Source organism: Streptomyces sp. NPDC002574 (assembly GCF_042889545.1).
Lineage (GTDB): Bacteria > Actinomycetota > Actinomycetes > Streptomycetales > Streptomycetaceae > Actinacidiphila.
The window spans coordinates 605,867-618,755 of record NZ_JBIARB010000001.1; the positions used below are offsets into that span (position 1 = coordinate 605,867).

Here is a 12,889-nt window from a genome sequence, read left to right on the forward strand (position 1 = left end):
ATACCCTCTGAGACCACTAGGAGATCACCGTGGTTTTCAAGCCCGAGGTCTGGTCCGCCCAGGCCCTCGTCTCCCTCCGCAAGGCGCTCGTCTACGCGGGCCCGCAGATCGTGAACCACGACTACGAGGGCGAGATCAAGAAGCTCGGTGACACCGTGCACATCAAGATGCTCGGTGACGTCACCGTCCGGACCTACAACACCGGCGACACCATCACGTACGAGGACCTGGCCGACGCCGAGATGGCCCTCAAGGTCGACCAGAGCGACTACTTCGCCTTCAAGGTGGACGACGTCGACAAGGCCCAGGCGGGCGACGAGATGGCCAAGCGCACCGACGCCGCCTCCTGGAAGATGGCGGAGAAGGTCGACACCTTCGTGGCCGGGATGTACACCCAGGCCCAGTCCGCGAACGTCATCAGCTCGACTTCGATCACCTCGGGCGACGCCGCGTACAACGCCCTGGTCGACCTCAAGGTCAAGCTGGACGAGGCCAACGTGGAGACCAACGGCCGGTACACCGTGGTCCCGCCCTGGTACCACGGCCTGCTGCTCAAGAGCCCGAACTTCATCAACGCGGAGAAGTCCGGCTCGACCGAGCCTCTGCTCAACGGCCAGGTCGGACGCGCCGCCGGGTTCAACATCCTGCTGAGCAACGCCGTCCCGATCATCAGCGCGAACAACTACGCCGTCACGGCGGGCGTCAACGGCGCCATCTCCTTCGTGGACCAGGTCACCGAGATGGAGACCCTCCGCCTGGAGACCACCTTCGCGTCGGCGGTGCGTGGCCTGCACCTCTACGGCGCCAAGGTCATCCGCCCGGACGCTCTGGCCGTCCTGACCGCCTCCCGGGTCTGACAGCCCACCGTCACCGAACCCTCTGAGAGGTAATCACCATGGCCCGCACCAACGTGCCCTTCTCCAACCTGGTGGGCAACGGCTCCCTGGCCGACCCGGCCGGGACCGCGCTGGACGCCACCAACGACCACGAGATCAGCCTCGCCTCGGTCCACGCCGAGGAGCTGGTCATCCGGGTGACCAACACCCACTCCTCGGCCCACACCGTGACCATCAAGGCGGGCGGCTCCAACCCTCCGGCGTGGCGTGGTGGCCAGGGCGACCTGACCGCCTCCGTCGCGGCCAACACCGGTGTGACCTGGATCGGGCCGCTGTCCAGCTCCCGCTTCCAGCAGGCGGGCGGCAAGCTCAACATCGACATCGAGCCGAGCCACGCCGGGACCATCACCGTCTTCAAGGTCCCCCGGGGGATCTGAGCGATGGCCGAGACCGCGTTCTTCCTCGGTGAGGGCGGCCACGTGTGGGAGATGGACCTCCCGCTCCGTGAGCAGCACGCCCGGGACGAGAAGGAGGGGCGGCTCGTCCGGGTCAACCCCGACGGGTCGCCGCTCACTGAGCCGGCCGACCAGCCCGACGTCACCCACGAGGTCCCGAAGAAGCCCAACAAGGGCTCCTCGAAGGCCGACTGGGTGGCCTGGGCAGTCCACCAGGGGCTCGACCCGCAGGAGGCCGAAGAGGCCACGCGGGAGGCCCTGATCGAGCGCTACCACGGCGCCGAGTAGTCCAGGAGGACCACCATGGCGCGTACCGCGCTCACTCCCCAGAGGTTCGCCACCACGGGCCTCGCCCCGACCTACGTCACCCCGGACGCGGCGGGCGTCTCGTTCAAGAACAGCGGCAAGCAGCTCCTGCACGTCAAGAACGCCTCGGGCGCCTCGGTCACCGTGACCCTGAAGATCGGGGCCACGGTCGAGGGTCAGGCCGTCACCGCTCCCACCGCCACGGTGGCCGCCGGTGCGGACAAGTTCTTCGGGCCGTTCTCGGACGCCTACGACCAGCCGGACGGCAAGGACAACGTGTTCGTCGACCTGTCGTCGGTCACGAGCGTCACGGTCGCCTGCCTGACTCTCTGACGGGAGGCGTCATGGCGTACGCCACGGTCGAGGAGTTCACGGAGTACCTGGACCCCGATCCGGTCCCGGCGAATGCGGCCCGACTGCTGAGCCGGGCCTCCACAAAGCTCGACCAGATCCTCACGGGAGCGGTGTACAAGACCGACTCCGACGGCCTCCCCACGGACCCCGCGCTCGCGGCGGTCTTCCGGGAGGCCGTCTGCATCCAGGCCCAGTACATCGCTGCTCTCGGGGATGAGACGGGGGCCAACGCCAACGTCTCCCAGATGTCGCTGGGCAACCAGACCATCACCCGGGCCCTGTCGGTCGTCGGTCCCGGAACGCCTCGGGTCTCCCAGGACCTGCTGGACCTGCTCCAGGTGAAGGGGCTCCTGCCCGTCTTCCCGATCGTGTGGGGGTGAGCCGTGCTGCTCCTCCCCACTGACGACGTGACGATCCTGACCCGGCCCGATGCCACGAGGGACCGCCAGAACAACCTGGTCCCCAACTGGCCCTTCGCCGAGCGAACGACCTACCGAGGTCGCGTGCAGCAGCTCAGCTCCTCCGAGAGCGAGCAGCAGAGCGACCAGATCAGCACGGACCTGGAGGTCTTCCTCCCGCCCGAGGCCGTTGTCACGGCGGTCGACCGGGCCGAGGTCGACGGCATCGAGTACAAGGTCCAGGGCAAGCCCCAGGTCCAGCGTGGAGCCGGGCCTCTCGCCCAGCTCGACCACATCCGGGTCGTGCTGCGGCTGGTGACGGGCTGATGGGCGCCTTCAAGCCGGACAAGGTCGCGATCGAGGCCCTCGTCCACGAGGACTTCGTCCAGCGAGACCTTCACGAGCGAGCCGGCCGCGTGGTGCAGGCCGCTCGGTCGACCGCTCCCGTGCAGACGGGGCGCTACCGGGACTCCATCCATGCCGAGGACGGGCCCGACGGGGAGGTCCTCGTGGTCTCCGACGTCGATTACGCGGAGGCGCTCGAACTCGGTGACGGGAACCGACCCGCCCACCACACCATCGCCACCGCACTCGATGCAGCAAGGGACTGATCCCATGGCCAAGCTCAAGCTCGCCTTCGCCTACCAGGGCCAACAGCCCGGCGACGTCGTGGACGTCCCGGACGAGGCCGTCAAGGACCTCGTGAGGGCCGGGATCGGCCACCTGGAGGGCGCTGAGCCCGTCCTGAGGCTCGGGCGCCTCCCCGAGGTCGTCGAGCCCGTACAGGCCGCTCCAGAGCCCACCAAGCGCTCCCGCAAGGCCGAGACCCAGGACGCCCCGGCGACCGAGTAGGAGGCCGCGGTGACCGCTCTGGTCTTCCCGGACGTCGAGACGATGGTCATCAACCAGATCCTGGACGTCCTCGGCTACCAGGCCGCCACGAAGCGGCCTGGCGGTCAGGACTTCACGGACGCCCTGCCGTTCGTCTGGGTCGCCCGCATCGGTGGTGCACGTACCGGCGAGTCCTTCGGCGGCCGACGGCAGTTCGACGACGCCCGCATCTCCCTGGATGTTTTCGCGCCCTCCCGCGTGGAGGCGACCGACGCCATGGCGCTGCTCCGGGCCGCGATCGAGGACATGCAGGGCACCACCCGGGACGACGGCACCGTCCTGCGGACCTGGGAGGAGATCGGGCCGACCATCCGGCCCGAGGAGCCCAACACCGAGGTCACGCGCATCGGCTACACAGCCGGCCTCCGGGTCCAACCCGCCTGACCCGCGAATTCGCCTGGGCCCCTCCAGGCTCCACTTCCAGCCCGCACGGAGGGGCGATGCCCATCTTCGTCCAGGCGAACTCACCTTCAGGAGACTTCATGTCTGACAGCAATGAGCTGAGGGTTGCCACCAAGGGCGCGTTCGTCGTCGCCCCCGTCGGCACCACCGCTCCCACCGACCCGTACAGCCCGTGGGGCACCGGCTGGGTGGACCTCGGGTACGGCACCCAGGACGGTCTGACCGAGACCCTCAACGAGAACCGGCAGACCTTCGAGGCGTGGGGCGAGACCGAGCCCGTGCTCACCATCGTCACCAGTCGGGCGACCCAGTTCAAGATCAACCTGGAGCAGACCAACGCCTGGACGTTGGCGTTGTACTACTCCGTGGACATCGCCGACATGACCTCTTCGGGCAGCGGCGGGACCCAGTTCCTGGCCTTCAACGACCCGCAGACCCCCGAGCCGCAGTACTACGCGATCGGGATGGACATGATCGACCAGAAGGCCCGGCCGACCCGCTTCGTCATCGCCCGTGCCGAGGTCTCCCAGAAGGGCGACCGCCCGTACAAGACCGACTCGATCTCGGGCTTCGACCTGACGTTCTCCACGCTGTCGGCCGCGAGCGGCGGTTCCTCCATCACCCGCATGTTCGGACAGGTCGCCCTTCCGGCCTGATCCCTCTGACCACTGGTCGGGGCGACCTTTTCGCGGGTCTGCGCCCCGACCAGTGCTCGACCCGCGAAGACCCGCGAGAGCAGGAGCAAGACCATGAGCAAGCCGAACCGCAAGCGCCTCAAGCTGGAGACCATCCGCGCCCAGCGTCTGGAGGCCGAGGGCGACAAGTACGTCGAGATCGAGTTCGAGGACGAGCAGGGCGACGAGCAGGTGGTCCGGCTCCTGCGCCAGACCTGGTGGCCGCTGCCGCTGATGAAGCAGCTCACCAGCCTCCGTGCGCTCGTCAAGGAGGACGGCACGGTCGACGACGACCAGGCGATGTCCGGCATCGAGCGCACCGTCGCCGTCCTCCGCCAGACGGCCAACGACAAGGCGCTCTTCGACCAGCTCGCCACGACCCTGACCGTCGGCGACTTCCAGGACATCATGGAGCTGATCACGAGCGAGGACGAGGGCGGCATGGACGAGGGAAAGTCCGGCAGCTCCTCGAACTGATCGAGGAGCACCCCTCCGACCTGCGAGCGGACATCGCCCGGTACTTCCCGGGGCGGTCCCTCAACGAGTTCCACCGCAACGACTCCGGCACCGGGACCATGTCCTGGCTGGAGCTGTGGGAGTTCGTCCTCGCGCTGCCATCCGACTCCATGACGATGGCCGCCCAGTCCAACGACCTGGCCCGTCGGCGGTGGACCGAGCGCGATTACATGCAGGCCAGCTCGCTGAGCCTGATGCAGCAGATGATCCAGATCCTCTGGGCCTCCCACTTGCAGGGCAGGCCGCCCCGGTCCTCCCCTTGGCCGCTGCCGGACCTGCGCTCCCTGGCCCAGATCGAGGCGGACGAGGCGCTCGACAGGCTCATGAGGACCTATCTCCAGGCGACCCGGCCTCCCCCGCCGGACCCCGATATGGAGCGCCTGCTCCACGAGCGGATTGCGAACAGGCCCCGGAACCCGCTGGCCCCTGAGCCGGCCGCCGGGCCGGACAACTGAATCGAGGTGCGATGTCCACCGTCGTTGGATCTGTCGTCGCTTCGATCGTCCCGGACGTCTCGGACTTCATCCCTCGGGCCGACGCGGCCCTGACCCCCGGTGTGGATCGTCTGGGCCGGGATCTGGGCAAGACCCTGTCCCAGTCCCTGGTCCGGGCTCTCGACTTCTCGGGGGTCGACGAAGCCCTCCGCCGTTCCATGGATGCTGCGGAGGCGTCCGCCACCTCCAAGGGCCGTGTCATCGGCAGGCGGTACGGCGAGGCGATCCGGGACGCGCTGGACGTCGAACTGCGGGGCATGAACAGCCTGCGGGACGTCACCATCCGCCCCGTCATCGACCGGAACGCCTACAGGGCCGTGACGGCCGATCTGGACGTCCTGACGCGGACCCGCACGGTCATCATCAATGCCGACGCGGACACCACGGCAGCAGCGGCCCACCTGGCCGAACTGGCCCGGAACCGCTCCGCGACGATCCACACGAACGTCAACGGCTCCCAGGCCGCCCAGGCGTCCTCGCTGATCTCCCGGATCACGGGAGCGGCTGGTTCGGCCGGTGGTGCCGTGGCGGGCCTGGCCTCCAAGGTCGCCATGCTGGGGTCCGTCGCTCCGGTGGTCGGCTCCCTTGTCAGCGTCGTCGCGGCCATCGCTCCGGCTGCTGCCCTCGCGCTCCCCGCCGTCGCCATGCTCGGCTCGGCCTTCGGGGCCATCAAGCTGGGCACGGCCGGGCTCGGGGACGCCTTCAAGGAGGCGTTCGGTTCGGCGTCCTCAGGGGCCTCTGGAGCGGCTTCAGGGACCCGTCAGGTCGAGCAGGCCCGGCGGGGTCTGGCAGATGCTGAGCGGGCCGTCGGAGATGCCCAGAAGCAGGCGGCCGAGCAGGTCGCTCAGGCCCAGGAAGCCGTGGCGAATGCCCAACGGGACCTGACCGACGCCCAGAAGGACGCCAAGCAGGCCCAGCAGGACCTGACCCAGGCGTACGAGGACGGCCGCCGGGCCCTCCAGGACATGAACCTCCAGCTCTCGGGCGCCAAGCTCGATGAGGAGGAGGCGATCCTCCGGGTCAAGGAGGCCCAGGAGGACCTGAACAAGACTCTGGCCAACCCGAAGGCCAGCGAGCTGGACCGCCAGGAGGCGAAGCTCCGGCTCGACCAGGCCAACCAGGGCCTGAAGGAACAGCAGGTCGAGACCCAGCGCCTCGAAAAGGACACCAAGAAGGCCAACAAGGCTGGGATCGAGGGGACCGACCAGGTCCGCTCGGCCAAGGAGCGGCTCGCCAAGGCGGATCAGAACGTCGCCGACAAGCGGCGGGCCGTGGAGGATGCCGAGGCCGCGGTGACCTCAGCACAGGTCGAGGGAGCCCGTCGGGTCGCTGATGCCAAGCGGTCCGTGGCGGACGCCTCACGGGCCCTCGCTGACGCTCAGGCGGCCTCTGCGGCCCAGACGGCCAAGCTCTCGGAGAACTTCTCCAAGCTCAGCCCGAACGCCCAGGGATTCGTTAACGCGGTCAAGGGCCTCAAGCCCGCCTGGGACGGCATGCAGCTCGGTGTCCAGGACCGTCTGTTCTCGGGGATCGGCGGCCGGCTCAGTGATGTCGGCTCCCGGGTCATCCCGATCCTGCGGGGTGGCCTGGAGGGCACAGCAGGCGTCCTCAACCGGATGGGCAAGAGCGCCCTGGAGGCCGTCGACAACCTCGCGAAGACCGGGATGCTCAAGAAGATCCTGGACGGGGCCACACAGTCCCTGAAGCCGCTCCAGAAGGCGCCGGGACAGATCGTCACCGCCTTCGGCCAGATCGCCGTAGCGGCCCAGCCCGCCTTCCAGAAGATCACCACCGGGCTTGGCGGGGCCATCACGAAGGTGACGGACAGACTGGGCAAGGCGTTCGAGTCGGGCGCCATGACCAAGGCCATCGACATGGCGGTCTCCCTGCTGGGCGACCTCATGGACATCGGCAAGAACGTCTTCTCGATCCTGGGCGACATCTTCATGGCCGGTGCCGACACCGGCGGCGGCACGATCGGGATGCTCAAGATCATCACCGAGGAGATCTCGAAGATCACTTCGAGTCCCGAGGTGCAGGCGGGCCTGAAGGCGCTGTTCAGCGTCATGGGCACGCTGGCCAAGACCGTGGCCCCGCTGCTCGGTACGGCCCTGAAGTTCGTGGGGCAGATCTTCGAGAAGCTCGGTCCCCCGGTCGAGGTACTGGTCAAGGCCCTCGGGGACGCCCTGAAGCCCGTGATTGACGCGCTCGGTCCGGTCCTGGTGATCCTCGCGGACGCCATCGGCCAGATCCTGGTGGCGATCTCCCCGCTCCTCCCGGTGCTGGGTCAGCTCATCGCCACGGCGCTCAAGCCACTGGGTCCGATCTTCAAGATCATCGGCGACCTGATCGAGAAGCTCGCCCCGGTCTTCGCGCTCTTCGCCGACACGGTGGGCAAGACGCTGACGCCGATCCTGGAGGGCCTGGGCGAGGTCCTGACGGAGCTGGTCTCGCAGTACGCGGATCAGTTCCTGAAGATCGTCCAAGAGCTGCTCCCCTACATGCCCATGTGGGCGGACCTCATGGTCCAGGTGGGCAAGTCCCTTGGTCAGATCCTGCTGGCCTTGGCCCCGTTGCTGCCGCAAATCATGCTGCTGGCAACGCAGTTCATCACCGCGCTGCTCCCGGCGGTCCTGCCGCTGCTCCCGCCGCTCCTCCAGCTCGTGGATCTGCTGGTCCGGCTGGCCACCTGGGCGATCAAGAAGATCGTGGTCCCGGCCCTCCAGGGCCTGATCGACTTCGTCAAGGACATGGGGCGCAAGCTCCAGCCGTTCATCGACGGGGTCAAGCACGTCACCGAGTGGATCGCCGACAAGGTCAAGTGGCTGTACGACAAGGTCGCGGTCGTCACAATCCCGGGCCTGATCAAGAAGGTCAGGGACTGGTTCGACCAGGGCAAGCGCTGGGTCACCGACCGGTGGAACAGCCTCTGGAACGGCGTCTCCGACCGGGTCACCTCCATGCGGAGGACGGTCGAGGGCAAGGTCAGCGACTTCAAGGACCGCGTCATCGGCTTCTTCCGGAGCGCGGTCGACGGCATCCGGACCGCCTGGGACAAGCTCCAGGACATCGCCAAGAAGCCCGTGAAGTTCTTGGTCGAGACCGTCTTCAACAACGGCCTCCGGAAGGTCTGGAACGCCACGGCGGCCAAGCTCCCGGGCATCGGCGAGATCAGCCCGATGAAGCTCCCCAAGGGCTTCGCGACGGGCGGCATCCTGCCGGGATACACCCCCGGCCGGGACGTCCACCGCTTCTACTCGCCGACGGGTGGTCTGCTCGATCTCTCCGGTGGCGAGTCCATCATGCGGCCGGAGGTCACCCGGGCCGTGGGCTCGGGCGGCATCCACGCACTGAACGCGGCGGCCCGTCAGGGCGGCGTCGAGGGTGTCCGGGCACTGCTCGCACAGGGGCTCCCGCACCAGCAGTTCTGGGGTGGCGGCATCCTCGGCAGCGCCTGGGACAAGCTGACGCACAACCCGGTGACGGACAAGGTCGGAGACCTCCTCGGCAAGGGAGTCGACTGGGCCCGCGGTGGCCTTGCCGACCTCGCCGAGAAGGCCCTCAAGGCCCTGCTCGGCCCGCTGAAGGTGCCGAACCTGAGCAGCCCGACCTGGGCCGACATGGTCAAGGTCGTGCCGGTGCAGCTCGCCACCAAGGTGGTCGACTTCATCAAGGGCAAGGAGGCCGCCGGGGAGATCCCGGGCTCCGCGTCCATCGCCGGGTACAAGCCCAGCGCGGGCGTGAAGCAGTGGTCCTCCGTGGTGCTCCAGGCGCTGAAGATGGTCGGACAGCCGGCCAGCCTGCTCAGCAGCACGCTCCGGCGTATGCAGCAGGAATCCGGCGGCAACCCGACGATCGTCAACCGCTGGGACAGCAACTGGATCGCGGGCCACCCGTCGGTCGGCCTGATGCAGGTCATCGGCCCGACCTTCCGCTCCTACGCGGGCGCGCTCAAGAACAAGGGGCCGTTCTCGTACGGGGTCTCGGTGGACCCGCTGGCCAACGTCTACAGCTCGATGCGCTACGCCCTCGGGGCGTACGGCTCGCTCTCCCGGGCTTACGACCGGGCGGGCGGATACGCCAAGGGCGGCTTCCCCCGTGCGGGCGAGACCGCATGGGTGGGCGAGGACGGCCCGGAGCTGGTCCGTTTCAAGCGGCCGGCTCAGGTCTTCTCGCACCAGGAGTCGATGCGCATGGCCGCTGCCGCTCGTGCAGGAGTCCAGGCCAGTCCGGCCGCTCCCGAGGAGCGAGTCCAGAGCGTCACCTTCGTCAACAACGTCACGGATCAGCCGACCGAGCAGGCGATGAACAGCAGCTTGGCCAAGTACCGCGCGCTGAACCGAGCACGGATCACCTTCTGACCGGGACCCGGAGGGGTAGACATGCCCATCTTCGTACCCCCCTCCGGGACTCTGCCGGTCGGGAACAATCCCCCGCCCCTGGGCCCTCTGGAGGTGCCCAGCCTCTCCTGGACGGACCGACGGGGGCGTACGACGCTCCTGTCCGACTGGGAGAACGGCTGGCTCCTCCAGCCCGGCATCCAGGGCCTGGACTTGCCCGCCTTCGACTTCTACACCGATGAGTCCCCGCAGATCGACGGCAACGCCCTGCGGGGCCAACGGGCTCAGGCGCGGGCGATCTTCCTGCCCATCGGGGTCTTCGGGCCCGACCGGTCCAGCTTCCTGGCCCGCAAGCGGTCCTTCGGGGCGAGCCTGAACCCCTCCCTGGGCCTCGGGATGCTGACCGTCGCGGAGGCCGATGGCACCTCGCGGTCGATCGAGGCGTATTACGTCTCGGGCCTGGAGGGCGACTTCGGCAAGGAGTCCTCCGGCCTGCACTGGCAGGTCATGGGCCTGAACTTCTCCTGCCCCAGCCCGTACTGGCTGGGAGATCACGTCATGCGGACGTTCTCCACCGGGGCAAGCGGGGACTTCTTCCCGGTGTCGTTCCCGGTGGAGGTCCAGGACTCCCAGGTCCTCGGAGCGACCACGATCGAGAACCCCGGCGACGCCCGGAGCTTCCCGATCTGGACGATCCACGGCCCCGCGACGTCGGCGGTCATCAGCAACACCACGACGGGCCTGAGCTTCTCCGTGACGGCCTCTCTCGGCTCCTCGGACGTCCTGGTCGTCGACTGCCGCGAACGGCTCCAGACGGCCGTCCTGAACGGCTCCACGAACTGGTGGAGCCACCTGGGTACGGCACCCGACCTGTGGGCCCTGGAGCCCGGAGAGAACGCCGTCTCCCTGACCCTGGTCGGCACCACGAGCGCGACCGTGGTCCAGGTCGACTACCAGCCCCGCTTCTTGACCGCGTAGGGGGTGGAGATGCCGTTCCCCGACGCTGTGACCGTCCAGGTCCGGGACCAGAGCCTGAACCTCCTCGGAGTCGTCAGCGACTTCACCTCGCTGACGCTGAAGCCCCGCTTCAATGACGTCGGGACCTTCGTGCTCAGCATCGCGGCGGACTCCGCCAAGGCGGCCTTGCTGCTCCCCGGCAACGGCCTGGTGATCCGGCGGGGCTCCAAGGTGCTGATGTCCGGCCCGATCCGGGAGCCCAACTGGGACTCCGGACAGGGACGCGGGACCCTGACGGTCAACGGGGTCGACGACATGGCCCTCCTGGCGGGGACCGCCTGCTGGCCGAAGCCCACGGCAGCGGCCAACGCCCAGACCGACCCGGTGTACAAGATCTCCGCCGTGGTGGCCGAAACGGCCATGCGGGCCCTGGTGAACCTGAACATCGGCCCTGGCGCCCAGGCGGCCCGGAAGATCTCGAACCTGACCCTGGCCTCTGACGGCCTCCACGGGCCGACCATCACCAAGCAGGTCAACCAGTTCGACAACCTCCTGACCGTCCTCCAGGACATCGGCAAGACGGCGGGACTGGGCTTCCGGATCGTCCAGGTCGGCAGCAACCTCCAGTTCCAGGTCTACGAGCCGGCCGACCTCTCGGCCACCGCCAAGTTCTCCTTCGCGCTGGGCAATCTCACCAGCGCCTCCTACTCCGTCACCGCCCCGACCTGCACCAAGGCCATCGTGGTGGCCGGAGGCGAGACCACCGCCCGCGTGGTGAAGGACTACACCCGCGCGGACCCTGCCTTCCCCGGGCCGTGGATCGAGCAGTTCGTGGACAAGACCGACGTCGACAGCACCGTGGCGGACCGGGATGCCCAGATGGACCAGGCGGCCGACGAAGCGCTGACCGCCGGAGCGGCTCAGGTCGCGCTCTCGATCACCCCGATCGACACCCCGTTCCTCCAGTTCGGGCGGGACTACACGGTCGGCGACAAGGTCTCGTGCCAGGTCCGGGACGACTTCCTCTCCGACGTGGTCCGCGAGGTCGAGATCGGGTTCAGCGCCCAGGACGGCTACGTCGCCAAGGCGGCTATCGGGTCCCCGGACGCCACCGACAAGAACGACCCCGACGCCGCGTACACGGCGTACTTCAAGCAACTCTTCAACCGGATGAGGCGCGCGGAAACGCGCAAGCCGTCCTGACCTCCGAAGGAGATCCCGATGGCGGAGAGCAGCTTCCCCTTCGGTTCGTCGCCCGTCCCCAACGAGGACGGATGGTCCAGTTACTTCCGCATGGCACAGGTGGACGGCGTCTTCGCCACCAGCGAGACGGGCACGGAGCTGAAGGTCACGGCCTCCAACGCCTCCACGGTCTCCGTCGCGGCCGGTGAGGCGTGGGTCCAGGGGACCTACTACCAGAACAGCGCGGCGCTGAACGTCAGCGTCCCCACGAACTCCGGTGGGGCCTCGGCCCGCAACGACCTGATCGTCCTCCGGCGGGACCCCTCCGCGGATTCCACCACGGTGAAGTACAAGACCGGAGGCACGTCCTTCCCGACGCTGACCCAGACCCTCAACGGGACCTGGGAGGTGCCCCTCGCGCGGGTCACGGTGGCCGCTGGAGCGTCTGTCGTGCCCCCGGCGGGGGTCACGGACGTCCGGTGGTTCCTGGGCCGTCCTGTGGTCTTCGGCAGCTCCACGTACCGCCGTCCTCCGGTGCGGGGACAGTTCCACGTCGACAACGGCAACAAGATCTACGTCGGCGACGGCACCGCCTGGCGACTGCTGGGGCTGGCCGAGGACCCGGCCGCCAAGCCGTACACCCCGGTCTGGAGCAACCAGGCAGGCGCCACGATCAACTGGGGCACCGGGACCAGCAACATCGGCCGGTACAAGATGCTGGCCGGGAACATCTGCTGGCTCAAGATCCAGCTCACGGTCGGCGGCAATCCCGGCGCGTACGACGATCTCCCGATCGGCGTGACCCTGCCCTTCGCGACGCAGGGCTCCACCCGGGACCTGTTCGACACGAACATCACCTCGGCCAACAACGAGGGCACGGCGCTCGGTCTCGCCATGGTCTTCCCGAGCGAGGGCACGAACCGCATCTCGCGCATCCGGCTCCCGCTGTCCAACACCGTCGACTCCACGCCGGGCCTCGGCCACATCAACACCACGAACGTGTGGACCAACGCGCCGTTCAACCTGCGTACGGGCGACGTGATCACGATCACCGGCTCGTACGAGATCGCCTGACCCCGACCCG

General features: G+C 68.3%; 16 protein-coding genes. All 16 read left to right on the forward strand.

Features of this window, described 5'->3' with window-relative positions; translation table 11 throughout:
• The first annotated feature begins 29 nt into the window (after nt 1–29).
• The 16 genes from ACFYXS_RS02825 (at nt 30) to ACFYXS_RS02900 (ending at nt 12,879) form a co-directional block, all read left to right on the forward strand.
• Complete coding sequence (locus tag ACFYXS_RS02825) at nt 30–857, forward strand: P22 phage major capsid protein family protein (RefSeq protein WP_389243049.1); 828 nt, start codon at nt 30–32, stop codon at nt 855–857.
• A gap of 38 nt (nt 858–895) precedes the next feature.
• Nucleotides 896–1,273, forward strand: a complete 378-nt coding sequence (locus ACFYXS_RS02830; protein ID WP_389243051.1) for a hypothetical protein — start codon at nt 896–898, stop codon at nt 1,271–1,273.
• Nucleotides 1,274–1,276: 3 nt separating this feature from the next.
• Nucleotides 1,277–1,579, forward strand: a complete 303-nt coding sequence (locus tag ACFYXS_RS02835) for a hypothetical protein (RefSeq protein WP_389243053.1) — start codon at nt 1,277–1,279, stop codon at nt 1,577–1,579.
• Between the two features lie 15 nt (nt 1,580–1,594).
• Nucleotides 1,595–1,930 carry a hypothetical protein gene (locus ACFYXS_RS02840; RefSeq protein ID WP_389243055.1) on the forward strand — a complete coding sequence of 112 codons (336 nt, stop codon included), beginning with the start codon at nt 1,595–1,597 and terminating at the stop codon, nt 1,928–1,930.
• An 11-nt stretch (nt 1,931–1,941) separates the two neighbouring features.
• On the forward strand, nt 1,942–2,331 hold the full coding sequence (locus ACFYXS_RS02845) for a hypothetical protein (protein WP_389243057.1): 390 nt from the start codon (nt 1,942–1,944) through the stop codon (nt 2,329–2,331).
• Between the two features lie 27 nt (nt 2,332–2,358).
• On the forward strand, nt 2,359–2,676 hold the full coding sequence (locus tag ACFYXS_RS02850) for a hypothetical protein (protein WP_389243059.1): 318 nt from the start codon (nt 2,359–2,361) through the stop codon (nt 2,674–2,676).
• Nucleotides 2,676–2,960 carry an HK97 gp10 family phage protein gene (locus tag ACFYXS_RS02855; protein WP_389243061.1) on the forward strand — a complete coding sequence of 95 codons (285 nt, stop codon included), beginning with the start codon at nt 2,676–2,678 and terminating at the stop codon, nt 2,958–2,960. Before ACFYXS_RS02850 ends, ACFYXS_RS02855 begins: the two co-directional genes overlap by 1 nt.
• 4 nt (nt 2,961–2,964) lie before the next feature.
• Nucleotides 2,965–3,201, forward strand: coding sequence for a hypothetical protein (locus ACFYXS_RS02860; protein ID WP_389243063.1), 237 nt, complete (start codon nt 2,965–2,967; stop codon nt 3,199–3,201).
• Between the two features lie 9 nt (nt 3,202–3,210).
• Complete coding sequence (locus tag ACFYXS_RS02865) at nt 3,211–3,624, forward strand: hypothetical protein (RefSeq protein WP_389243065.1); 414 nt, start codon at nt 3,211–3,213, stop codon at nt 3,622–3,624.
• A 98-nt stretch (nt 3,625–3,722) separates the two neighbouring features.
• The gene (locus ACFYXS_RS02870) at nt 3,723–4,298 is read left to right on the forward strand and encodes a hypothetical protein (RefSeq protein ID WP_389243068.1); all 576 of its coding nucleotides are present in this window, start codon (nt 3,723–3,725) and stop codon (nt 4,296–4,298) included.
• Between the two features lie 93 nt (nt 4,299–4,391).
• Nucleotides 4,392–4,793, forward strand: coding sequence for a hypothetical protein (locus ACFYXS_RS02875; RefSeq protein WP_389243070.1), 402 nt, complete (start codon nt 4,392–4,394; stop codon nt 4,791–4,793).
• A 98-nt stretch (nt 4,794–4,891) separates the two neighbouring features.
• Entirely contained in the window at nt 4,892–5,287 is a 396-nt protein-coding gene (locus ACFYXS_RS02880) for a hypothetical protein (RefSeq protein WP_389243072.1), read from the forward strand.
• 11 nt (nt 5,288–5,298) lie between these two features.
• Nucleotides 5,299–9,687, forward strand: a complete 4,389-nt coding sequence (locus ACFYXS_RS02885; RefSeq protein WP_389243074.1) for a hypothetical protein — start codon at nt 5,299–5,301, stop codon at nt 9,685–9,687.
• Nucleotides 9,688–9,708: 21 nt separating this feature from the next.
• Nucleotides 9,709–10,644 carry a phage distal tail protein gene (locus tag ACFYXS_RS02890; RefSeq protein ID WP_389243076.1) on the forward strand — a complete coding sequence of 312 codons (936 nt, stop codon included), beginning with the start codon at nt 9,709–9,711 and terminating at the stop codon, nt 10,642–10,644.
• A gap of 9 nt (nt 10,645–10,653) precedes the next feature.
• Complete coding sequence (locus ACFYXS_RS02895) at nt 10,654–11,826, forward strand: siphovirus ReqiPepy6 Gp37-like family protein (protein ID WP_389243078.1); 1,173 nt, start codon at nt 10,654–10,656, stop codon at nt 11,824–11,826.
• A gap of 18 nt (nt 11,827–11,844) precedes the next feature.
• The gene (locus tag ACFYXS_RS02900) at nt 11,845–12,879 is read left to right on the forward strand and encodes a hypothetical protein (RefSeq protein WP_389243080.1); all 1,035 of its coding nucleotides are present in this window, start codon (nt 11,845–11,847) and stop codon (nt 12,877–12,879) included.
• Nucleotides 12,880–12,889 lie beyond the last annotated feature (10 nt).